The sequence below is a fragment of the Peribacillus frigoritolerans genome, assembly GCF_030676415.1.
GTDB lineage: Bacteria > Bacillota > Bacilli > Bacillales > DSM-1321 > Peribacillus > Peribacillus frigoritolerans_A.
Window position 1 is genome coordinate 18,627 of sequence record NZ_JAUUTW010000031.1, and the last position, 23,727, is coordinate 42,353.

20 protein-coding genes and 2 pseudogenes are annotated in these 23,727 nt (G+C 35.2%); 16 read left to right on the plus strand and 6 right to left on the minus strand.

Going from position 1 to position 23,727, the window contains the following annotated elements; translation table 11 throughout:
• The first annotated feature begins 53 nt into the window (after nucleotides 1-53).
• The 10 genes and pseudogenes from Q8G36_RS22710 (at nucleotide 54) to Q8G36_RS22755 (ending at nucleotide 8,295) form a co-directional block, all read left to right on the plus strand.
• Nucleotides 54-1,361 (plus strand): transcriptional regulator, encoded by a 1,308-nt coding sequence (locus Q8G36_RS22710; protein ID WP_305161334.1) that lies wholly within the window; start codon nucleotides 54-56, stop codon nucleotides 1,359-1,361.
• Nucleotides 1,362-1,542: 181 nt separating this feature from the next.
• A complete protein-coding gene (locus Q8G36_RS22715) occupies nucleotides 1,543-2,328 on the plus strand; it encodes a branched-chain amino acid transport system II carrier protein (protein WP_305161333.1) in 786 nt (261 codons plus the stop codon).
• A gap of 574 nt (nucleotides 2,329-2,902) precedes the next feature.
• Nucleotides 2,903-3,109: pseudogene (locus Q8G36_RS22720) on the plus strand (IS110 family transposase); the annotation flags it as partial.
• 553 nt (nucleotides 3,110-3,662) lie between these two features.
• Nucleotides 3,663-4,397 carry an SDR family NAD(P)-dependent oxidoreductase gene (locus Q8G36_RS22725; protein WP_305161332.1) on the plus strand — a complete coding sequence of 245 codons (735 nt, stop codon included), beginning with the start codon at nucleotides 3,663-3,665 and terminating at the stop codon, nucleotides 4,395-4,397.
• A 566-nt stretch (nucleotides 4,398-4,963) separates the two neighbouring features.
• The gene (locus Q8G36_RS22730; protein ID WP_305161331.1) at nucleotides 4,964-5,197 is read left to right on the plus strand and encodes a cyclase; all 234 of its coding nucleotides are present in this window, start codon (nucleotides 4,964-4,966) and stop codon (nucleotides 5,195-5,197) included.
• 58 nt (nucleotides 5,198-5,255) lie between these two features.
• Complete coding sequence (locus tag Q8G36_RS22735) at nucleotides 5,256-5,744, plus strand: DUF6584 family protein (protein ID WP_305161357.1); 489 nt, start codon at nucleotides 5,256-5,258, stop codon at nucleotides 5,742-5,744.
• A gap of 379 nt (nucleotides 5,745-6,123) precedes the next feature.
• Nucleotides 6,124-6,306: a hypothetical protein gene (locus Q8G36_RS22740; RefSeq protein WP_034310968.1), complete on the plus strand. Its 183-nt coding sequence runs from the start codon at nucleotides 6,124-6,126 to the stop codon at nucleotides 6,304-6,306.
• A 117-nt stretch (nucleotides 6,307-6,423) separates the two neighbouring features.
• Nucleotides 6,424-6,555, plus strand: coding sequence for a DUF6254 family protein (locus Q8G36_RS22745; RefSeq protein ID WP_305161330.1), 132 nt, complete (start codon nucleotides 6,424-6,426; stop codon nucleotides 6,553-6,555).
• 529 nt (nucleotides 6,556-7,084) lie between these two features.
• A complete protein-coding gene (locus Q8G36_RS22750; RefSeq protein ID WP_305161329.1) occupies nucleotides 7,085-7,474 on the plus strand; it encodes a cupredoxin domain-containing protein in 390 nt (129 codons plus the stop codon).
• 266 nt (nucleotides 7,475-7,740) lie between these two features.
• On the plus strand, nucleotides 7,741-8,295 hold the full coding sequence (locus Q8G36_RS22755; protein WP_305161328.1) for a hypothetical protein: 555 nt from the start codon (nucleotides 7,741-7,743) through the stop codon (nucleotides 8,293-8,295).
• 87 nt (nucleotides 8,296-8,382) lie between these two features.
• Here Q8G36_RS22755 and Q8G36_RS22760 read toward each other — a convergent pair whose 3' ends face one another.
• On the minus strand, nucleotides 8,383-9,795 hold the full coding sequence (locus Q8G36_RS22760) for a PQQ-dependent sugar dehydrogenase (RefSeq protein ID WP_305161327.1): 1,413 nt from the start codon (nucleotides 9,793-9,795) through the stop codon (nucleotides 8,383-8,385).
• A gap of 38 nt (nucleotides 9,796-9,833) precedes the next feature.
• A complete protein-coding gene (locus tag Q8G36_RS22765) occupies nucleotides 9,834-10,343 on the minus strand; it encodes a GNAT family N-acetyltransferase (RefSeq protein WP_305161326.1) in 510 nt (169 codons plus the stop codon).
• Nucleotides 10,344-10,742: 399 nt separating this feature from the next.
• Between Q8G36_RS22765 and Q8G36_RS22770 the strand changes: the two genes are divergently transcribed.
• Entirely contained in the window at nucleotides 10,743-11,771 is a 1,029-nt protein-coding gene (locus Q8G36_RS22770) for a serine hydrolase domain-containing protein (protein WP_305161325.1), read from the plus strand.
• Between the two features lie 655 nt (nucleotides 11,772-12,426).
• Here the strand turns inward: Q8G36_RS22770 and Q8G36_RS22775 are convergent.
• The 4 genes and pseudogenes from Q8G36_RS22775 to Q8G36_RS22790 all read right to left on the minus strand — a co-directional run bounded on the left by Q8G36_RS22775 (nucleotide 12,427) and on the right by Q8G36_RS22790 (nucleotide 17,297).
• The gene (locus Q8G36_RS22775; protein ID WP_305161324.1) at nucleotides 12,427-13,518 is read right to left on the minus strand and encodes a GerAB/ArcD/ProY family transporter; all 1,092 of its coding nucleotides are present in this window, start codon (nucleotides 13,516-13,518) and stop codon (nucleotides 12,427-12,429) included.
• Between the two features lie 1,247 nt (nucleotides 13,519-14,765).
• Nucleotides 14,766-15,959, minus strand: coding sequence for a chromate transporter (locus Q8G36_RS22780; protein ID WP_305161323.1), 1,194 nt, complete (start codon nucleotides 15,957-15,959; stop codon nucleotides 14,766-14,768).
• A 13-nt stretch (nucleotides 15,960-15,972) separates the two neighbouring features.
• Nucleotides 15,973-16,282, minus strand: a pseudogene (locus Q8G36_RS22785) (helix-turn-helix transcriptional regulator).
• Nucleotides 16,283-16,826: 544 nt separating this feature from the next.
• Nucleotides 16,827-17,297 (minus strand): DinB family protein, encoded by a 471-nt coding sequence (locus Q8G36_RS22790; RefSeq protein ID WP_305161322.1) that lies wholly within the window; start codon nucleotides 17,295-17,297, stop codon nucleotides 16,827-16,829.
• A gap of 616 nt (nucleotides 17,298-17,913) precedes the next feature.
• Between Q8G36_RS22790 and Q8G36_RS22795 the strand changes: the two genes are divergently transcribed.
• The 5 genes from Q8G36_RS22795 to Q8G36_RS22810 all read left to right on the plus strand — a co-directional run bounded on the left by Q8G36_RS22795 (nucleotide 17,914) and on the right by Q8G36_RS22810 (nucleotide 23,302).
• On the plus strand, nucleotides 17,914-19,314 hold the full coding sequence (locus Q8G36_RS22795) for a NucA/NucB deoxyribonuclease domain-containing protein (RefSeq protein ID WP_305161321.1): 1,401 nt from the start codon (nucleotides 17,914-17,916) through the stop codon (nucleotides 19,312-19,314).
• A 488-nt stretch (nucleotides 19,315-19,802) separates the two neighbouring features.
• Entirely contained in the window at nucleotides 19,803-19,931 is a 129-nt protein-coding gene (locus Q8G36_RS22800) for a hypothetical protein (RefSeq protein WP_305161320.1), read from the plus strand.
• A 278-nt stretch (nucleotides 19,932-20,209) separates the two neighbouring features.
• Complete coding sequence (locus Q8G36_RS22805; protein WP_370694085.1) at nucleotides 20,210-21,043, plus strand: metallophosphoesterase; 834 nt, start codon at nucleotides 20,210-20,212, stop codon at nucleotides 21,041-21,043.
• A gap of 604 nt (nucleotides 21,044-21,647) precedes the next feature.
• Complete coding sequence (locus tag Q8G36_RS29410) at nucleotides 21,648-22,172, plus strand: methyltransferase domain-containing protein (RefSeq protein WP_423806861.1); 525 nt, start codon at nucleotides 21,648-21,650, stop codon at nucleotides 22,170-22,172.
• A gap of 611 nt (nucleotides 22,173-22,783) precedes the next feature.
• Nucleotides 22,784-23,302 carry a DUF3995 domain-containing protein gene (locus Q8G36_RS22810; protein ID WP_305161355.1) on the plus strand — a complete coding sequence of 173 codons (519 nt, stop codon included), beginning with the start codon at nucleotides 22,784-22,786 and terminating at the stop codon, nucleotides 23,300-23,302.
• Nucleotides 23,303-23,727: the final 425 nt, after the last annotated feature.

The window sequence follows — 23,727 nt, forward strand, 5'->3', positions numbered from 1 at the left end:
GCGAGTATAATAAAAGTGCGAACTTACGGTCGGAGAAGGGAACGAAAATTATTATGATTAAAATCGGTGTAATCACCGCGCCCCATTCTATCAGTGAAATTAAAAGGATTGAACCGCATATTCAAGATCAATGTGAATTAACGTTTTTACCTTATCGTCAAATTAGCGAGATCAAAGAGCTGTATGAGCGCAATCATTTGTTTTTTGATGGAATTCTTTTTAGTGGAGCATTAGGTTTTACAATTTTGCAGCAAGAATATACCGTTTTTCAAACTCCTGTTTATTTTTTGGACATTCCGGAAGGAGATTTTTATAAACGCTTATTTACCATTAGTAATTCTAATGAAAATTTAAACTTTGCTCGGGTTTGTATGGATTTACTTAGTAAAGAAAACAATAATATGGGGCTTAAAGAAGTATTAAAGGAAGATGAATTTCCTTTTTGCTTGCAATTGGAATATTCAGAAGCTATTTACGAAAAAGCGTTTCAACAATATTTGTCATTATGGCAGCAAGGAAAGATTGATTTAGTAATTACTCGAATAAGTAATATTGTGGGTCTCCTAAATCAAGCTGGCATTCCAAATATCTTCATCTTTCCTTCCAAAGAATCAATTTTAGAACAAATCAAACACATAATTAATGAATTGCAAATATCTAATTTATTAGAGAACCAATGGGCAATTGGGGTGGTTACAATTAAAGGTCAAGAAGATATGTCTGACCTTGAATTTAAACAGATTCTGCTCCATAAAGCGCTTTTGGAATTTAACGAAAAAGAAAATGCTTTATCCGTCATTCAGAAAAAGCATGCAAGTTTTGAGATTATTACATCTCAGGCTGACCTTAGAAGATTAACGAAAGAATATACTAGATGTTTTGTTTTACAGTATCTGAACGAAGTGCTTCCCTTTCAGGTAAATATAGGGTGGGGAATCGGAACGACACTCTATCAAGCTAAGACATCTGCCCAAACGGCAAATAAACAAGCTGAATCACATGATTTTCCATGTACTTATGCAATTACTGCAAATGAAGAGGTAGTTGGCCCACTGGGAGATGATACTTGTCTCCATATTATGAATACAGTAGATCCTCAATTGGAAAAACTGAGTGAAACATTAGATGTTTCCATTCTTCGTATCCAAAAAATCATAGCTGTAATTTCCAAACTCCAGACAAATGAACTAACCGCCGAAGATTTGGCTTATCATCTGAGGCTTACATTACGTCAGGCTAACCGGATTTTAAATAATCTGGAGGATAAAGGGGTTGCCCATATTTCGTACAGAAAACAGGAAAAACTTAGAGGCCGTCCCAAAAAAGTTTACAAGATAGATTTTAGAACAGTTTCTAAATGATCAATGCTTTATAAATTCCAGCCTTGTATATTTCAATATACAAGGCTGCCCAATAAAATAACTTTCTAGAAGAATATCATCGTGTCGAAACCTGTTTCTCTCGATTAGCCCTATGATTTCCCTGTTTTTAACTTGGCAATTACAGTTTAAGCCTTATTTAATGTTAATCTCGGGGGCAATTATGTTGGTGAGAGGATTAGCTGAACTTCGAAAAGACAGAAAAGGATTTGGGGGTATTTTCATTAAGACAATTAGTTCATTAGGTATAAAATCTGAAAAAGAAGTTTCTAAGCTATTTATTAAAGCAGGGATCATAACAATTATCGGATTAATCGCCTTACAAGTTTCAATGGCTTGGATAGGTGCTACTAGTGTGGATGCAATTGGTTTAAAAGAAAACGGTGGGGAAGTTCTAGCGGGGAGTGCCATCGCTCTTTTTGGTGAATTTGGGATTTACATCATTGGAAAAGTTATTTTTCTGACAGGGATTACTACCAATGTTGCTTGCCTAGCAGCTGTTTCGGAATACTTTGAAAGAATTATACCGTCTTTAAGTTACAAAAAATGGCTAATGGTTTTTTCTATCATAGGCTTAACTATTACAAATTTTGGATTGAACATAATTTTAACCTTAGCATCCCCAATATTGCTTCTGCTTTACCCTTTGGCAATTGCTTTGATTGCTTTAATATTTGCTAATAATTTGTTTAAAGGTTATCAGTCTGTATATGTGAGTACAGTAGTAGGAGTCGGATTGGTAGCTCTGCTTGATTCTTTAAAAGAGGCTCATATCTTAACACATGCAATTAACAATACATTTGGATTCATTCCATTATTCGAGCATGGCGTTGGATGGATTACCACAGGGTTAGTGGGCTTTTTGATTGGGCTAATAGTTGCAAAAACTAAAAAAGAGCCCAGCGAATTCATTGATATAGCTGGACAAGCAATTGATAAAATTTCGTAACAATCAACCAGTTGAATCAATATTAATGAAATGGACAGAGATTGAAAAAAAGAACAAAACGGCAAGTGAAATCAAAAAAGAAAAAGAAATTAACATTGTGTATTCAGTGTCTAATTGTATACAAACACCTTTTCTAACGGCCTACAGAGTTTCATCTTTCAATAAACTAAAATGAAAGTTTACGAAAAGGTTGTCTAACAGTTTATCGTTATTTTACCAAGATGCAGCTTTCCTTATGAGGAAGGCTTTTTTTCAGTCTATTGGAAGATTCGAACGTTACGGGAAAATGTTTTATAACCGTTTGGAGTACAATCAAAAATAACTAGTAGCCACGAATTTAAACGAATTTAGAAAGGGTTTTATAAGTGGCTCTTTCCCTGCAGTGGACTTAAGTTACTACGATGAGTTTGATGAATATTATGTATCGAGTGATGGAAATCATCGAGCTTTATGGGCTAAATTAGTGGGTGCAGAGTATACTGCTATAAGTACAATCTTATAAAGTATGACAATTATAAGAGAGTTCAATGTATCTTAAGTGATTATACGAAATTTGTGTATTGAGTTTAAAAGAAAACACAAGGGCCAGACCAAGATTACCAAACGGGGAGGAAAGAAATTGAGGGCTCTCTTATTCCGGGCAGCCATGATACCGGTGGCAAATAACAAGGCTTTTGCTCTCCATATATATTACAAAAAAGGTTCTCAGAATCCATTAAAGAAAATGCAATCTCTGATAGCCTTGTGTAACAAGCTTATTCGAATTCTTTTTTCAATCGGTTAAAAACAATTTACGTTTCAAGAAGCCAAGATGTTAAAGGATATCCCTCATATGGCAACATTTGTGGTACATCAAACAGTCGCATAGTTCATCGGATTTTAAGGTTAAACGGTCATTTAATTAACACTCATTTAAAAGTGAAGCACGGATTAGACGGCAAAGCAACTAACGTGAGGACTTAGATCCTGAGGGGCAGCATGACCGACATCCACCTCACGGAATGGTTGAATGAAGGAATGTAGGAGCATCGACTCTGTGAGACACGGGAGGGTTGACCTCCATGCGACATGTGACATCCTAAAGTGCGATCATAACATTGCTTAAACCAATTTTTTCCTATGGTTTGCTAGTGTTAGCATACACTTTTTTCGGTACATCCCTATCCTTGAGGAGTAATGCTGATCTTATATAGATAATGGTTAATGATAAATTCTAGAGCAATCGTGAGATTGTGTTTTGTTTATTAAGGGAGGATAGTTCAACAAGGGATATGTTCATGATACTATTTAGGTATTTAGAGTAATAATAGATAGGGAGAGAGGAGCTTTAATAAGTGCTCAAAAATAGAAAAGTAATCGTAACAGGCGCTGCTTCTGGAATAGGAAAAGAAATTGTCAAACAATGCTTACATGAGGGAGCTTCAGTAATTGCATGCGATATTAATGAACATTCCTTATATGAATTAAAAAGGTCAATGGATGATCGCTATATTCTAAATACATATAAGTTAGATGTAAGTAACCATGAAGAGGTCGTTAACTTTTTTGTATATGTTGAAGCAGAACATGCTGATGTAGATGGTTTAGTTAATAATGCCGGGATTTATTTGGCGAAAAATATACTGGATTATCAAGTAGATGAAATTGGTAAAGTCCTAGATATAAACGTTAAGGGGTTTATTTATCTCTCACAAATGTTCGGTAAAAAATTGTTCCAAAGCCAACGTAAGGGAGTTATCGTTAATATGTCTTCAGTGGCAGGAATGGAGGGCAGTTCAGATGCAATTTATGGGTTATCAAAAGCTGCCATATTAGGTTTAACTAAAAGCTGTGCAATGAATTTCTCACCATACATCAGAGTTAATGCTGTTGCTCCTTCGATGGTTAATACTCCCATGATGGGTACAATACCTGATTGGAGAAAAGAGGAGTATTTAAGTCACCAACTCATCAATACCCCTGTCCTCCCTGAAGATGTGGCTGATACAGTTGTCTTCTTATTATCAAATAGAGCCAAGCATTATACAGGCGCAACATTCGATATTAATAATGGAGGATATCTACGATAGTTATGTCTCTTGTTAAACTAAAGATCAGAGCTGTCTTTTAAGGTAGCTTTTTCTTATTGCAACTAAAGGGACAGGTTGGTTTCAGAAAATGGTGTTTTTACAAAATAGAAAAAAATAACCCCGAATGATCGAGGTTATTTTTTATTTACTTGACGTCCACTTTTTTTGGAGCTCTGTGAACTTGTGTTTCCAATTTGAAATTCATTACCTAGTTCAACATCATTTCTTTTATCCTGTTTCTCGATTTGCTTTCTCGTTTGATCCTTGTTTTGCATCCCTTGTTTAGACAATACGTATCCATCTCGCTTTCAATGTTATTATTTTTAATATGCGCAAGTTTAGGAAAAATACGTATTATTTATTTAAAAAATAATTCTTGTCTTTAGTAACTTATTATTTAGACCTTGCTGAAATATCAGGTGCGTTAGCTTAGATCAAGACTGTCTTTAAGGCAGTTTTTTCTTTATGCAACTAACGGGGTGGGATAGCTCAGAAAGGTTATTGTTTCATTCAACTAGAATATGTATATAATTATCAATCCAAAACTAACATAAGGTGGGCTCAAAATGGATAAAAGAGTTCAATTCGACTTCGAAATCGAGTTTACTAATGGCGGTGGAATTCAAGGGCAGGAATTTCGTCTTGATATTGATGGAGATGACATTCAGGACGAAGCGTTAGCTAAGTATATCGTAGAGGATATGAGGTTGCTAATGGTTGGTGAAGTTAGGATACTTAACAAAAAAATAATTAATGAAAAGCATAAACGAAGATCTGCTGATGAGAAGTCTGAGCAATAACCCTCAGCCCTTCTAGAATTATTTCGACTGTAAATAATAAGAAGAAGGAGGAGTATTTATAGAAAAAATACCTGTTAAAACTATAAAGAAGATAGAAGAGGACATAAAAAATAATGATTTAGGGAAAGCAAGGGATAGACTACACGGGTTAATTTCAACCTATCCTAATGAGTTAGAACTTCGCAGAAAATTGGGGGACATTTATTTTGGATTAAAATATCCCTCGATGGCCGGTCGTTATTGGTATCTAGAAAAGAATAAGACACCTGAAATGGTGGATGCGTGTATTCAGTTCGAAAATTCTATGGGTAACGATCCTATTAAAATAGCAAGAGTTCTAAAATTTAAAGGAGATAGTGAAATTATAAAAAGACTGCAAGATCAAGCAATTTCTCCTATACAAAATAAAGTTAAAGAAAAATTGATAGAAGAACCTGATGAGACATTGAAGGATAAGTTATTTACTATTGGGTGTATCACGATATTAATATTAATCATTTTCTTTACATTAATCGGAATTTACACTCTCTTTAGCTGGTTTTTTTGATCCCTGGAATCTTTCTTAAAGCGAGGTATTTATAGTTGTTGTTCTTCTGCTAACAGGTGCGTTAGCTGAAGATCGGAGCTGCCTTTAAGGCAGCCTTTTTTAATGCAACTAGTCAATGAATTTTTCTTTGTGAATTAATTCCAGCATTAAGGAATCCATTGTTTCGTAAAAATCCTCTGGTGTTAAGTTAATTTCAAACTTCTTATGTAAAGAAACGGCAACATTTTAGGTATATAAATTATAAAATAACCGGACTGGAACTTATTATTCACTTTGTTTTTTACTCGAATTACATGACAGATTCATGTTACGATCGGTTTTAATTCGGGTATATTTCTTCTTTCTGATCTCATACTAAAGATAAGAAGGAGGGGTATCCATGGCAAAACGAACAAAGAAAAATGATGCAGACCAAAAGAACAAACAAGGATTTGATTCAAGCAAAACCGATTCAGAATTCTCTAAAGAATTTGGCAGTGCAAACGCTAATCAAGCACATAAAAATAAAGCAAAAAAAGAAAAAGCATCTAAAAATCAAGGTGAGTGGAAAGGCATGCATTAATTAATGCTTGCCAGACTCGAACTTATGATAATAAGTGATGCCTGCACTGAGTACCAAGGGTGGAGGCTTATCATGCTTAAACTGTTTACTGAACTTTATGTAAAGGAGCTTATTTAGATGACTCAATCTAAGTCACAACAAGAACGCCAATGGAAAGATCGTAAACAATCGCAGAATCCACATGGTAAGGTCAAATCATTTGAACAATTAGCTGAAGATATGGGCAAAAGTGAAACTGAAACTAAGTAAAACTGTTTAAGAATGAGAGGCTATTTCAAAGGGTCAGAGCCTCACATAATATTGAGGTCACTCTCTTGGGGTACCCTCTCTTTGCCGTTACTTAAAAGGTCATAATTATCGGGAGTGATAATTATGACCTTTTAGGTTTACATATACGCATATAAAGCATTTTATGGTAATAGGATGGACAATAATTCGTATGTCTTAATGAACTAACAGATGCGTAGCTAAGATTAGATCCGTCTTGTTTTTGGTAATGGTATGTATTAACATGACAGTCATGTTATTCAGCAAACGGTCTAGATAATGGAGTTAGACTTGGGTATTTATTTTAATAAATAAGATTGTAATAATGTACCTAAAGTAACAGACAGTAGAGTTGCATGAGAATAGATTCCGGAAGATCGTCATTAGAGTCGATCTTTTTCTTTTCACTGTTTCAGATAAAAATACTATTTGAAACACGTTGAAACCAAATTAATAGTAATAATATTTTATGAATTAGAAAAAAATAGTGCTAGGGAAGGAGGGATTGCGAATGTTTGTGAAAAAGTGGGTAACAGGATTGGTCGTTATGCTTGCAATGGTTGTAGTTGTGACAATTCTAGGCTCACCCGGCGTATTTGCCGAATCCGGTGTTGTAACTCAGCCTATGGAGACGGTGAAATCGATTGAGGTCGAGTTGAACGATGATTCCTTTAATCCGGAAGTCATCACTATTCCTAATGGAACAGCCACAAAGTTGATATTGATAAACAAAGGTAAGAAAGAGCACACCTTCACAGTGGAAAAGCTCGGAATTGACGCCGAGGTCCAGCCAGGTAAAGAAAAGACCATTACCGTGCAACCGAAACAGCCCGGTACTTATGAACTGATATGTCGGTACCATTTCCAGGAAGGAATGGTTGGAGAAGTAATAGTCAAATAAGAAGCAGGGCCAAATAAGGCCTTGTTTTTTTATGGGCAAAGGAAATTATTTTTTATTACCCAGACATCATCATAATAGCTAACCTTCATCAGTGAACGGATGTTCTCTCTTTTGTATTATCGATTAAGTTTAAGAGAGATTTTTTATTAAGATTATTTTTCATTACATAGGATATTGATGTTTGGATTATTAATAATTGTTCCACCTCTAATAAATGGTAATACAATGTATCATAACGTACAAACCATTTATAATGAGGTGGAAAGGTGTATTTTTTTAAACCTATTTCTGATGAGGTTCGTTTATCTCAAATAATATTCAATAAACATAAAAAAACGATGAAGCTCATTTTAGGGTCTATTTTTGCCTGTATTGCTGCTATTCTACAGGCTGTTGCTGGCTTTTTACCAGGTATAGGATATTTTTTAAGTCCGCTAGCCACTGCACCTATTCTGTTATGTTCGATGTTTTCCATTCCATTTGGAGTGATGACCTACCTTCTGACAATTATGTTGTTATTCATCCTGCAGCCAACTGAACTGATTGTATTTCCTTTTACAACAGGATTATTAGGACTTGGCATAGGGGCATCTTTTTCCTTTTTAAGGAAGAGATTAAGTATTATTGCTACTGGTGCAATTTTTTTAATGTTAGGAATTATGAGTCTAATATTTATTTTTCACTTTCCGGTTTTAGGTCCAGCCGTCTCTGTTTCCTTTTCATTTCTTACAACTGGCTTTTTATTGGCTTTCATTTATAGCTGGTTATGGGTTGAAATTGCTTTAATCATTTTTAAAAGATTAAAAATGATTATAATTTAGTGATTCTCCATCACTTGGTTTTAATTTCGATTCATTAAATCCGTGTAAGAGATTTATCAAGATTAAGTAGAATTTTATAGTTATGATTCATGGAATTATTTCAAAAACAGTGCCTTGGTTAAAATCAGTCACTTTCATGGAGCCATAAACCGCTAAATATAATATGGTTTGATTCAGATTCGTTCCCAAACTAACATAATAGGCTGATTGAGACCCAAAATCATAATCGGTTTGTATCACACTAAAATCATTTTGCTCACCATTTGGTCTTACGATGGTATAAGCTAAAGCCCCTCGAACCTGAGGTTGAGATTCTTTCCGGGCAAGATCGGTAAACACAACGCTTCCCGTTAAACCAGGGATACTTTCCCCCATATAGGCTTGCACTCCTGTAAGTGCAGTTCCTGCAAACATATCGGGTCTGGTATCTTTATGAAAATAACTAGTTAAAGGCTGAAGACGACTACCTGAAAGTGTTACTGCTTCATTGTAATAAGCAATTGTTTTCTCATCCAAAGCCGGATTTTCAGTGCAGCCCCTTATAATCGAAGCAGGAAAAGCACCTTCCCAACCTCGCCAGCCAAAGTTAATAAATCCTTCTTTGCCAGGTTCAGAATTCATGAAAGAAGCTTGAATAAGCTGAGTAACCGGTATTGGTTTATAATGAACGAATGAAAAAATCGACTCGACCAAATCCTGGCCGACATTTCCCGCATATTTAATATACTGATTATAAAACCTTTGAAATGAAATGCCTGGTATATTGCGAACCCCTTTGGCCATTACCATGAGCGTTTCCTGAATGGTTGTGGGAAGTTCATTAAAACGTGTGACAATGGGTGGATTATTGATGTATATATTCTTACCTACATCAATTTCAATTATTTTACCAGCGATTTCCATATCGTCCTGGCTTAAGTTAAATGGATCATAGCCTGATCCACCATCTCCGGTTGTTAAAACAAGTTTTCCTGTTTCAGGTGAAAAGTTTAAACTATTGACCCCATTATGATTTGAAAATGGTCTTCTTAAGTTAAGTAATGTCCGTCGCTTTTGGGGTTGACCATTCAATTGTAAAATCCATTCTTCAATCGTATCAATATGATCATATTGAGTTTCTCTATTTATCCACCTTAGGTTTAAAGTTCTGGGATCACACGGGTCAGGCTTAAAAGATTCAGGAAGAGCACCTGGTCCTTGTGTTCCAGCTACTGAATAATGAAGATAAAACAGACCGTTATAATGAAATTCGGGATGAAACGCTAGCCCTAGCAATCCCCGTTCATCATATCCGCCACCAGGAACACCTAGTTTCAGGATTCGCGGGCGAATATCTAAAAAAGTCCTTATAACTCCGTTTCCTATGTAAAAGATCTCTCCTACCTGGGTTGCAATAAATAATCTTTCAATGGAGTCACCTGGAAGTATGGTTGTTTTCAAAACAGTAGGTAAATTTATCTTACTTGCAATGGGCCGTAAACCAACCTTAACTTTTATCAACTGACTTTGCACTCCTTCTTATTGGATTCAAAGGATAGTTAGATTTCATTTGCAAACAACCGAAGCTCTTGAGACTCATTAGAAAACTTAATCATTCGTTCAAAATGCAACCCCAGCTTTTCAAGTAGTTTAGCAGAACTGTGATTGTTTGGAGAAGTTATAGCCATAATGCGATTAAGACCTAAAACGTTTTTTCCATGCGCCATTACTGCTGAGGCTGACTCATAGGCATATCCTTTCGCCCAAAACCTGGGAAGAAAGGCAAATCCAATATCCACATCTTCCAAGGTGTCCCTTTTTATCAGACCGCAGATTCCAATAGGAATACCTTCCTCTTTCAATTCGGTCAAATATAGACCGAAGCCCAATCGATTATACATTTCAACGGGGCCATTCAAAATATAATTTCGCGCATCTTCGAGGGTTCTCACACCCTTATCCCCGATAAACTGGATCCATGAAGGCTCATTCAAAAGCTCAAGTATAAACTCCGCATCATCAGGTGATATCCAACGAAGTATTAATCGATTTGTTTCAAGAACTTTCAAAGAAGATACACCCCTTTTATAATGTCTATAAATGATTCAATACAAGTCAGAGTCTGATCCTTCATCACCACGGGTATAGCTACCAAACTCTCTTGTGCATGAAGAAAACATGAGTCTTCCTTTCATTCTGATGGCCATTCCGTCCTTTTCTCCCTTGGAAACAGACACTGGTATTACCCTATCGCCCTCAAGCTGTTTTTACGATGATGCGTCAGGACCCCTGTTAGTCATAATAACAATTATTTCAAGTTTCAATAAAGTGAATAAGGAGTTATTTCATTATATAGCCCAATACACGAAAAAGACGCGTTACTAAATAAAAGGGGCAGTTATTTAATAAGAAACAAGGAATTATTCTTTACTGTATCGAAAAGATTAGTAAAGGAAAGTAGTGAAAAAATGATAATTAATAAAAAGATAAACACACAGTTTAATTCAGTTGTATCAAATGTTAGAAAGACATCTGAATTAGTTGACTGTTCAGGTGCATCTGTTTTTATAATTCATAATGATACTATTGTTACAGAGGAATATTGGGGTAAACATTCTAAGGCTCCTGATTTTAGGGAAATCCAAAAGGATACCCAATTTCATGTTGCATCAGTTAGAAAAAGTTACATAGGCTTTGCAGTTGCCTATGCGGTTTATGAAGGATACATAGACTCAATAGATGATTTAATAGTAAAATATTTTCCACCGAATAGTATGCCAATATTTAATGGGACAACAATAAGACACCTACTAACACATACGCATGGTTTAAAGAGTATTAATGGAGAGATACATCGGGAATTTTCACCTGGAATTAATTGGTCATATAGAGGTGTCGGAATTGATATGTTGACGCAAATCGTTAAAAATGCAACTGGTAAATCGGTTGCCGAAATAGTTGCTAATAACGTATTTAAACCTCTGAATTTTACGGAGACTGGCTGGTATGGAGAAGTAAATGAAAAACTTGTTGCTGTAATACGGAAGCCTAATGACCCAAATTGGACTACAAGTAAGAGTACAGACGGCACTAAGATGAATATGTATGTATCATCAAGAGAGTTGGCTAAATGGGGGTACTTTCATCTTAAAAAGGGAAATGTAAATGGAAAACAAATCGTATCAAATGAAATTATAGATATTGCTACAACCGTTCAAAGCCCACATTCATTAGATGTGGAACTTCCCCAAAACGGATATTTATGGTTCGTAAAAGATTTACCTGCAAGAAAATCAGAAATTGGTGAACTTGTATCTAAAGGATCCTTTCAAATTTTAGGCTATACAGGAGTAACTCTTTTGGTTATACCTCAACATAATCTTGTGGCAGTACGTGCGTTTAATAGTTTTGGTTCTCCTAATGGATTTGATTACTTAGCTGATGTCCGTGAATTTGGTAATACTATAATGACCTGCTTAATACCGGCATGCCATTGATGGATTTAGCCTCGAATTGATGAGAACTCCTGATTTAAACGTTAAAGACTATATTCAAGAACTCGTTCAATTCAAAAGTGACGCATTGACTGAGGGGATGGAATGATTTACTAGGAGGTTAGTTGGAGTAAACGAAGGAACGATGAAATATAAACAATTTAAAGAAAATAGGAAAGGTAGGTTTTGTTGTGAAGATTGTAGTCATAATATAGGTCTTGAAGCTATCAAAAATTTTTTTAGATAGAGGCATATCTTCACGTGTCTTTAATTGAAAGTGACTTTTAAATTTTATACCTACTTTTCATTGATCGATCTTTCGCAATCAGGCGCGTTTGTGAAACAACACAGAAAGAAAATGACCAAACTTTTTTTATAAAAACGAAACTTAAATTTGATCGATATAGAATCCATTTTGATCAAATTTTTTTCAAAATGGATTCTTTTTATTTATCGTAAAATGCTGGTTTATGAGGTGTTTTTGATCAAACTTTATTTAAAGCAACTGATTCAGAAGCAGTTTTAGCCATTCAAAATTTTCAAAATTCTATTACTTCAATCATGTAAATTTCTAGATTTGCTTATCAAGGGTTAATTGGATTCTTATTTTTAACAGCCTTTATCAAAAATTGATTGATAGTTGTTTTAAGAAAGTTACTTATCCTATTTTATTTATTTTTTGACGAACAAAACATACAATACACAATAGTAAAGGTATATATACCGAAAATATCGGATAAACATATTTAAGTACGATATCACTTTGAGCCATATGTGATGTATAACTTTCAGCAAAGAAGATTGAGGTAAAAAAAGTGATAAGTCCAAATGGAATAATTAAGATGTTTTTAGATCGTTTAAAAATAGTTGCTCCACCTATAACAGCCGCATACATAAAAATAAGGACTTTAAAAAAATCATTTACAACCAACCAAATTAAAAATAATGGGTCCACTCTTTCTATAAAATCAGCTATATTAATTTTTTGAACCATTTTCAAAAGGGGTGCTATAGATTGATTTCTTGTAAATTCCCCCAAAACCGATATTGTAAGTAAATGTATGAAAACTAGAGCTAACCCACCGGATATAACTCCTGCCATTCCAACTTTTATTTGTGACTTTGGTTTTTTTAAATAGGCAAATATCATCGTAAAACAAATGATCTCTCCAAATGGGGCCATCCATGGTTCATTAATAGTAGTATGGATAATCGTGTCCCACCCTGGTTCAAGAACTGGAAGTAAGTTTTCAAATTTAACGGCATCTGAAAACAACAGAAAGATTATCATTAAAACTCCGGTGATTACTAGATACAAAAAGAAAGCCTCACCTGTTCTACTTATTACTTCTATTCCTAAAAATAAACCATAAAGTATAGGTAACATGAAAATAATTCCAATAGCCGAAATAGGAGTTCCTTCTAAAAATAAAGGGGCTAATTCCATTATATCCCTCAGATCTCGTGAAGCACCATACAGAAAAAATAGGATATAAAAAATACCTATAATAGACCCAATATATTTTCCAAGGATTTTTTTACAATATTCTGTTAGTAATAAGTCAGGATATATTCGATTAAGATAACAGTAGATAATAAGTAAAGGTAAGCCACAAAACATCCCAAGTAAAATGGAAATCCAAGCAGCTTGTTTTGCATCCGATGCTAATGGGAATATTACTGTAGTTCCTATAACAAAAATTAAAATTAAAATGAATAATTGATAAGAAGATATCTTAGCGTTCTCCATCACTTTTCCCCTAACATTTTAGTCGTTAGCTATATATTGCCCTATTTCTATTTTTATTTTCTCCTTCGTTGCGGAATATCAGTTTAATTGGTTAATTTTTAACCTTCTTTATCTAAAGTAGGTGGAAATATAGTATATAGAGGTGAAGAGATGGCATTTCGGCTATTAAGGTATTTTATTTTTTTCTTGGTTTAACTTTCTTTGGATTAGGGAATGCGATTGCGGTTAAAATTTAGCGACTTTATTGTCACTTTGCATAAGGAAGGTCGAGGTAATGGTATTGGATCAGATTATCAGCCTCGGTTAAAGAATCAAGGTATTTCAAATGGGATCATTCCATAAGACAAAAAGAAGGAGTTCAATAAGCGTAGTGTATTCATACTGTGAGCTATCAATTTTTATGGACATATTATTAACATGTTGAACTTTCCGCAGATTCATTGAGACCACTAAAAACTTACTTAACGTTGTAAAATTCGCTTTAACTTACGCAACCCCAATTATGTTTTTAATTACAAAAAAACTTTCAATTTATACCATTTTTTGTTCTAATTAGGAGGAATAAGTAAGAACATTGAAAAAGGAATATTGTCCGATGAAATGTAATATGAAATTAGATTAATGGAACAAACCGCATTAAGAAGGGGTATCTCACTTGAACTCCTATATGATAAAGGTTGACGTGTAATTGAAGCTGAGAAACTAAGGGGAACAGCCATGCAACACTAAATCAAAGAATATGAAGTCCAATAATCATAACGGATTCGAAATTTGTTTTCTAGTAATCTTTGGAAATGTAAGCGCTTTCTAATATAATAACAATGGGTTGGATAGCATGTGTGGCTATCATATGGCGTAGGCGGGGCCGATACCGGAAGAGGACTTAGAGAATAATATCCTTTTTTAGCTGAATAAATCATACATAAATAATAAAAGTGAAAGAAAACACCCCCCTTGGCTACCAAGGGGGGTGTTTTGGTGTAACTTCCCCTAATGGAGATGTGCATTTTTAGAAAAATAATTTAATCGATAAGAAAGAATTACAATGAAAGAGCGAGCTATGCCTATTTTGAAGATGCTGGTATGACATGAAGACTATGACCTCACTGTATGAACAGGAAGACTTATGTTGCCTGGTATTGTGAAGGATGTTTCCCGGCTAAGAAAAATAACGTGTCAAAGCTTCCATACAAAGTATTTCAATAAAGGAGGAACCGAGGAATGATAAATTAATAACATACCCCGATTCATATTAACGTCATAAGTGAGCCACCAATCGCACCGGTTATCACTATAACCCAAGGCGGCAATTTCCAGTACACAAGCATACTGAATAAGATAGCAGCAAAAGCAAAGTCTATAGGAGCTAAGATGGAGCTGGTCCAAATGGGATTATAAAATGCCGCAATCAAGATGCCTACAACTGCTGCATTTACTCCCATTAATGCCCCTTTTACTTTAGAATTACGGCGTAATATGTCCCAAAATGGCAAAGTCCCTAAAATAAGAAGAAAGGCAGGTAAGAAAATAGCAATCGTTGCTAATAAACCACCTTGCCATCCATTTATCATGGCACCTATGTACGCTGCAAACGTAAATAATGGTCCTGGTACAGCTTGTGTTGCACCATATCCAGCAAGAAATGCCTCTTTATCTAGCCAACCAGTCGGGACAAATTCACGTTCAAGCAATGGCAAGACTACGTGTCCTCCACCAAACACTAAAGAACCAGACCGATAAAAGCTATCAAACAGAGCAATCCAATTTGATGAAGTAACTTCCCGTAAAATTGGAAGTAGAAACAGTAATCCGAAAAATAAAGCTAAACTAACAAATCCGACACCACGCGAAATCGGAAAATTAATTTTAGATTCATAACTTTCGTCTTGTTGTTTATAAAATAGAAAACCCATCAATGCGGCCAGTATAATAATACCTACTTGTACAAAGGAAGTCTGCCAAATCAAGGTTCCAACCAAGGCTATTAATGCAATTGTCTTTCTCTTTATATCTGGAGTTAAATTTTTTGACATCCCCAAAATGGCGTGTGCAACTATGGCTACGGCTACTATTTTTAATCCGTGTATCCAGCCTGCATTTGAAACATCCATTCCTTGGAGAAATAATGCTAATATTACTAATACTATCACCGAAGGCATTGTAAAACCAAGGAAAGCTAAAATTCCACCGATAAAACCTCCCCGCATAACTCCGACTCCAATTCCAACCTGACTGCTAGCTGGACCAGGCAAGAATTGACACAAAGCAATTAAATCAGCATAGCTTTTTTCATCCATCCATTTTCTTCGTCTAACATACTCATTATGAAAGTAACCTAAATGTGCTATTGGTCCACCAAACGATGTTAAACCAAGCTTAGTTGAAACTAATAGTATTTCAATTTGTGACTTAAAACTTCTTTTTGTTTTGCTTCGATCCACTACATTATTCCCCCTATTCTTTAATTTCTTTGAAAAGTTCGTAAGCTTTCTTTCTAGCTTCCATAAGAACTGTATTTCCTTTTTCAGTGGTCGAATAATACTACCTTATTTTCCAGTCGACGTTTCGTTCTTTTTTTACTAAGAGTCCATCAGTTTCCGTTGTGTGAAGAATCGGATATAAAGTACCCGAACTGATGTTATATCCGTGTTCTTTAAGTTTTTTGAGAATCACAAAGACCAAAAATAAGGTGTTCTTTAGAGTGATGCAATATGTGTTTCTGTATAAAACCAAGAAAAAGTTTTTGCAGTACTTTTTCTTTCAATGTTTCACTTCCTGACGATCCACACAATATCGACTATCTATATTGAAGTATACTATTTAGAAACGTTTAATTTCTAATTTCAAAAATGAATTTACACACTCTTAATATTTGCTCATGTAAAAAAACCTTGTGGAACTAACAGGTGCTTTACTTCAATAAGGAAGGTTGCTGAGGTAGCGTTTTTAACGGGGGGTGGTTGAAGTGAATAGGATAAAAAATCGTTTATAGCTGATAGGACTCGATTATAATAGAGATGCAATAACAATGTTAGGAATGGCACTACCATAGTTAACTGGGAAGTTATATCAGAAGAAGCAAGTAAACCAAGCGACCTATAGAGCATTTTGTGAAGGATTGTACGTAAACTAAAGGGGCAGAATAGCTCAATAAAAATGGAGGATTAACGGTGTTCAAGAAGGAATGGTTAGTGGAGTAAATGAAAATAGAGAGTGTTATGTAGACTAATGATGTATAAAATATAACAAAAGAAAAAACCAGTTTTATTAGACTGATTTTTTCATCTTAATATAACACTTTGTTACATTCAGTTTTTAACACTTACATGTTCAATTATACGCTTCATTGCCTGAATTTGCCCCATATGAGTCGCTTCATGCATTAATGTTAAACCTGCAAGTTCTCCAACAGTCTTACAACCTAGGAATGGTGTATCCAAATCTCGATCTAGCTGTTCAGTAGAAATTTGCTTTAAACGAGTTAATTGATCTTTCAACTGTACAAGAAGCAGATCCATAGCAGGTATATTCCCTGTCCAATCAGTTGGTTTTGTGCCATTCCCAAACAATTCTATATAATTTGTGGGAAGGTGAGTTGTTACATGCGGGAAACCAAACATAGTTTGTTCAGTAATTGTCAAAACGTGACCTGTATGCCAATGAATTGTGTTATTAAAACCATCTGGCTGCACATCAGTTTGTTCCTTAGAAACGGACTCTACATTCTTGATGAAGTATTCTCTTGTCATCTCAAATTGCTTAAATACAAGTTGATTCATCTTTTTCTCCCCTCTCATTAACAAAATCATCCATATTATACCAGTAAAAACCGGAAATGAATATGGTTGAAACTTCCTAAATTCAGCTTTATGTCAACCGTTTCTTGTTCCACAATAGGGCGTGATTCTTTAATAAGATTCGCTTTTCTAATTGATCTAACGGGTGTGTTAGTTCCTTTAAGGATCAAAAAAATAATAAATCCAATTGCTCCTTCCATTTTATTAGCATTCTCACAAAAATAAAAAGTCTCAAAAGGGTATTTTGGGACACTTAACTGAAAAATTTCAATAAAACCGTTTTAAATACTAAACTATAATTGTTATACAATTGTAAAATTATACAGTTTCATTTACGGTATAATGGAAATTATTAGAAACGTGTTCTGGTGTAAGAATATATACAATAAATAGAGAGCTATTCATTTCTTCAAATTCTAGAATCAAAAAGGTGATCCAAATAATTTCTGAATAAAGTGATTTTAGACGGACTTCTCCTGTTTAAACTCGCCATTTTCCCGTCATTGCTTTCTATACCACAAGGCTGGTTGTAAGTGAATTATTTGTATATATTACTTGATATTGTCCCCTGAACATTAGTAATAATGGAGGTAGGAAAATGAAGAGAAACTCACTATGGTTATCCGTGACCTTGAGTCTGACGTTAGTGTTCAATTTTTTAGTTACTTCAAAGTCAATTGAGGCTAAACAAAATCAGGTGTCAGAAGTCAAAGAAACAGGTGAGATGGAGTCCTCCAAAGGCAAACCACAGATGTACTTTATCCCGACCAATGATCCTGAAAAAGCTGATGAAGTAATTAAACAGCTTCAACAAGGTAAATCGCCAAAAGAACTTGGTCTAATCTCCGATCAACAGCATGCACCAAGAAAACAAACCTTGGAACAGATGGCATCGGAAGCTGCAAAGAGTAAAAAAACTTATCCGGTAAAAATGGACTTGGTTAAAACTGCTGTTGCAGGGGACGATTGGACACCACCTCCCTTCGAGTATGATGACATTCAATTTGATGCCTGTGTAGAGAACGAGAACGCATCAAAAGGGTGGATCAAAAATCACTATTCTTACTGTTGGTCCAATTATATCGTATACTCGGATCCGGCGGGGTGCGGTCCCAGCTCATTCCCATTCTTTTGTGATTGGGTTTCCTTTCGATTGACAGTGATCGGTAATGGTTACAATGGCCAGCGAACTGTCTCCTACAATTATAAAGTAGACGATATCCAAACGGACTTGGACAGTAGAGGTTGGATTGGTTCCAAAGTATCCGTCAGTATCAAGTGTGACGGCATCTCTGAGAACCGGGATTGTATAGGGGATGATTCTCCTACCACGCGAACGTTGGCTCAATGGCGATCGAATGATGATGGATCCACCATTTTTGATTCAGATCCGCCACCTATTACTGCAGGCAATAAGGATCAAGTCAGCTTTATGGATCTATGGCCGAGGGTGACTATCGACCCGCCTGGTAATAAATACCCGCCACTTACCGAAGACGGTCCTAAAGAGAAGATCCGTATGGACTCTGCCGATTACATGTTTGTGTTCAACCCTAATTTCTACCCTAAAGAAGGGGCAATCTTTGCTAACGTACAACCGGTTTTCTACTATGACATGAACAACTCTTACTTCAACATCATGACGGAAGCTTTTCAACATCATAAGGACGCACTAACGTCCCCAGGAAGTTTGATCCCTGGAATACAAGGTAGGCCTCGCCTTACCCGACTGTATTCCAAATATGATTCGGTGCAGTATAACGCCAATAGAAAGGCGAAAGATGCAGCGTGTTCCAAACTAAGTAAGCCTGAAGGATACGAATGTGACGAATTTCCGTTTGCCAGTACTTATGAAGGGGCTGGGGCGGGAGATGGAAGATTCTCGGTTCGATACATTCCAAGAGCAGCAAACAATACGCATGGACGCTGGCTCGCTGCATGGTATGCTTATGATCGAATTTTGCACAAAGATCAATTTTATATCGGATTTAATGAGTAACTGTCGCTGTTCGGCTGGATGAGACTTAAGAGTTTGTACCGAACCACGTATTTCCTTTTTTCTATTGAATAAGCAGCCAGTGAGAGGTTTTTCGAAAATCCCGAATGCGCCCGCCGTATAGTTTTAGTGAAAATCAATGGTACTTCCTGCTGAATAGACTGCACGATATGAGTATATCCATTGAAACCCTACAGACTTATCAAGCCTCACGTTAAAGATTGGCAGCTACATAACTGTGGTGAAGTACTCCTGCTTTTGGCTTAACCACCATACAAGTCCATTAAATCTTTAAGCTTGGTACTTGCTCGTCCTTTGAACAAAATCTGCTTTTTGCTCTGGAGAGAATATGGAGACAAAGATCGTTGTCAGTTCCTGTGAAATGCCCCATAAATAATTGTCAAATGTAATAATTAAGTAATGATACCACCAAAAGAATTAACGATTAGAAGTAATTTTATGAGGGTAAAAGTGATTAAAAGGGAGGCGAAATGATTTTGACTATAATAGATATTGACCAATTGCTTTTAGCTACTGAAGAACTTGCCGAAGAGTCAATTCCATTCCATCTCGATACATTTGACATTGATCAATTATTAGATAAAACGGATAACTGGTAAAGAAAAGCATACCCAACGTGGTTATGCTTTTTTTCATTTTTATAGGGGATAAAGATTCACACCTGATAACTATTTAATGCTGCCACCAATGTGGACATAACTCCACATTGGAATAATGAAATATGATCATTTTCTGTTAGTTCTGCACCTTCAACGGATCGTGCAACCATTTAAGCCCTCGGCTGTCAGGTTCTTAAGACACGTTTTGACTTCCTTTATTTTCATTTTACTTTTTTTTTCTCAATCCCTATACTGATTTAAAGGAAGGAGGAAATAGTTTGATTCTTTTATTCTTTATGTTGATATTTCTCGTTCTTGTTTATTTTATATATAGGGCGAATAAAAATACAAAAGAGGCAATCGTTAACACCATAGCTCCTGTTTCTGCAAATGTGACTAGCCACAACTGTTCTAATCTCCGCGTTCTTCATTTATCAGATATGCATTTAGAAAACTTATCGATTTCTCCGGAAAAATTATATAATCAATTAAAGCAAGAGAATTTTGATTTGATCGCTTTAACGGGCGACTATTTAGATCGAACGAAAAGTATCCCTAAAATAATTCCTTATCTAGAAGTAATACAACAATTTAATCCGAAATATGGTATATATGCAGTCTTCGGAAATCATGATTATATTTTACGAGAGGAAAGTTTTGGTCGTTTAAAGGAATTATTTGAACAATATGACATCAAAACAATGCAAAATCAGAATGATACGATTATTGTGGAAGGAAACTTAATTTATATTATCGGAATTGATGATTACCATACAAAGAGAAGCAACCTAAGCTTAGCGTTTGATGGCTTGATAGAAAAAGGTTATCGACTTGTTTTAACTCATGATCCTAACCTTGTTCTACAAATGGAAAAGTTCGACTTTGATTATTTACTTGCTGGACATTTTCATGGCGGTCAAATTTGTTGGCCGAAACCGTACCACTTAAAAAAGTTCGGAAAACTTGTTCGTCTCAACTTAATTAAGGGGCTTATTCATTACCAAGGGAAAGTTTTCTATATCAATGAGGGACTTGGACAAACCTTGTTTAATATTCGTATAGGAAGCAGACCGGAAATTACTATTCATGAACTAACAATTCATAATCTTTAAAAAGTACAGAGGAACATGGATTTTCAATTTAGTTTGAATTTAAAAGTGTAAACAAGAAATTTTTTCCTTGTTTTCGAAAGTTCTGTCTCACCTTCACCTCTCTTTGGGGTGAAGGTCTTATTATATTTTCCACCATTTCTCGGGATATGATATGAATATATTTCCCGAAATTTGAAAAGTTATTATTTTAGTTATGTTTTTAGACTAAAAAAAGAAAGCTTAATGTGGAACAAAATAAGGAATAATCACTTGGATATTAACTAAAGCCCAAGGTTAAGTCTCTTGGAAATTATTTTCTTCCGATATGAAGCATCTGCAAGTATACATAATAGAAGTCCTTTATAAGCGTCTATCAAAGAACGAGTGAAATTGGTCAAGTTTTCGGAAAATCATCGTTATCATTTATTATCAGGGAGCTATGCGATATTCCATCATTATTGAAAATAGGAAAGCCGTTTTTTGGCTTTTTTGCATAATTTCGAATGAAGAAAGGAATTTTAATTAAGAAATCTAGGGGAAAGTTGGTGAAGGGCATATTATAACTGAATTTTTTCCGCAATTATATCATAACTTAGTACGTCCTAAGTGGTTTACAGAGAAGTATATACATTTTTACTTACAAAAGGAATTTGACTTTAATGATAAAACTGTCTTAGATTTCGGTTCGGGTACAGGGGTAAACTGCACTTTATTTTCTCCTGACCTTTATATGGGAGTAGAACCTGACCAAAAAAGAGTTATGTATTCGAAAAAGCTATATTCAAATTATGAATTTAAAGTTTTAGAAGAATATTCTCTGCCAGTTGAAAATGAAAGTATCGATTATATTCTCATTATTTCCGTGTTACATCACATTTCTTGTGACGACATAAAATCGTATATGGAGGAATTTAAGCGAGTATTAAAAGCAAATGGGCGAGTCATTGCAATTGAGCCTTGCATGTACCAGCATAAGCCTCTAAGTAACATCCTTATGAACTGGTTAGATCAAGGTCGTTTTATAAGAGATGAGAAAGGATATATAGATATTTTTCATAAGGACGGTTATAAATGCGATGTTTTAAAGCGTTTTACAAAATGTTTCGTATACAACGAATTATTTTTCTCTGCCTACTTAAAAAAATTCTAACATCAATAATTTTAGTTTGTGTTGCTGTCCATCGCATAAGCTAAGGTGAATTTGTATCCACATAACCAAAAAGTGGCTATTCTTTTTGTGGAAATATACAAAGAGGATGTATTTTCTATGTTTTTTATTTCAGACGAAATGAATTTCTTTTCTCAGGAAATTCGAAAATTCCAATCTTTACCCCGTTCGTTTCGAACGGGGTATTTTTTGATAAAATTCACTCACTTTAACGTTCGTTAAAGTTCGAAAACATTTTACGAACGTTCATTATTTTACATTCTCTTTTACGAGCGATTTTAGTGGAATTAAGATGGAAAAGTAATGTGAGGTGTTAGAAAATGGTTTTCGGAAATTTGGATACATAGGAGTCAGCAGCAAAGATTAAAATGAAGGACGACAACTTCAAGCCATGAAAGAAAAGGGGCTTGACATGTGGGTGTTACCAGGAAATATTTTACAGTCATCTTTTTAGAAGTGATATTCTCTACCTTAACATCGCCACTCTCTGTTGATAGATCAAACGTTTTTGAGAGTTTATACATCACTCATTTTCTTCCTCATCCCATTATATAATGGAATAAAAAGTATTATTAGGGGGGGATTTATTGAAGATGACTAAAGTGAAATCAAAAGCTTGGGCTTACGTGGCATGTATTTCGGCACTCTTATACGCTGCACCACATCTTTGGTGGGGGATGGGAATATCGGTAGCTTTTCCTGGCGACTATAACTCGTTCCCTAATAACGTTTGGTCAATAGCTATTGGATTTTGGACAATGGGCCTCGTAGCTGTTCTTGCAGCACTTTTTGCACTTTCTTTTATAAAACCATGGGGGCGAAGACTTCCTCGTTTAATGCTACTTACAATTGGTTGGATCTCATCAGTCGGGTTAACCTTTTGGGGCCTCGGTTTTTATTACTTAAGGTTTTTTATAGAAATCGGTCGTGTGACATCCTCCTCACAATTTATTTATCAAGATTCAACTATACATCCTATAATTTGGGGTTATATTTGGTATTCATTGTTCTTGATTTGGGGTATTTCACTAGGTCTTACGGTCCGGCAGTATCAAGGAAGATCTCTTGTACAGAATCGGGAAGTTAATAAATCTACGTTTATAGACAACTAAGTGAAGAGTTTCTAAGGTATGGGGAAGAACAATCGTCACTATCTAAAAAGAGTTTGCTCGAAGAAGGCAAAGACTGAAAAGGTAGCTATATTATCAGGATCAGTAATAAACAAATGGAGCATGAACATCAAACCATTTTCGTTTGATCCGCCATAACGTTCTTCTAACAGCTAGGTAATCTTTTATGTCCTGCATAGATGGAGGAGAGACTGCAACTACATCCCTTTTACTGCCCTTACGTAAAAAGTGTATTTGTTTTTCTTCGAAATCCAGGTCTCGTAGCTTAAGTTGGATAATTCATTCACCCGGACACCGTTTTGAAGAGGGTAAAATCACAAAATCACGTACCTTGTTCTCTTTTAAAATAAATGAGTTTCCTGGACTTTTCAGGGAGCTCCTTTTCATAGTTATGCTTTACGAATTCA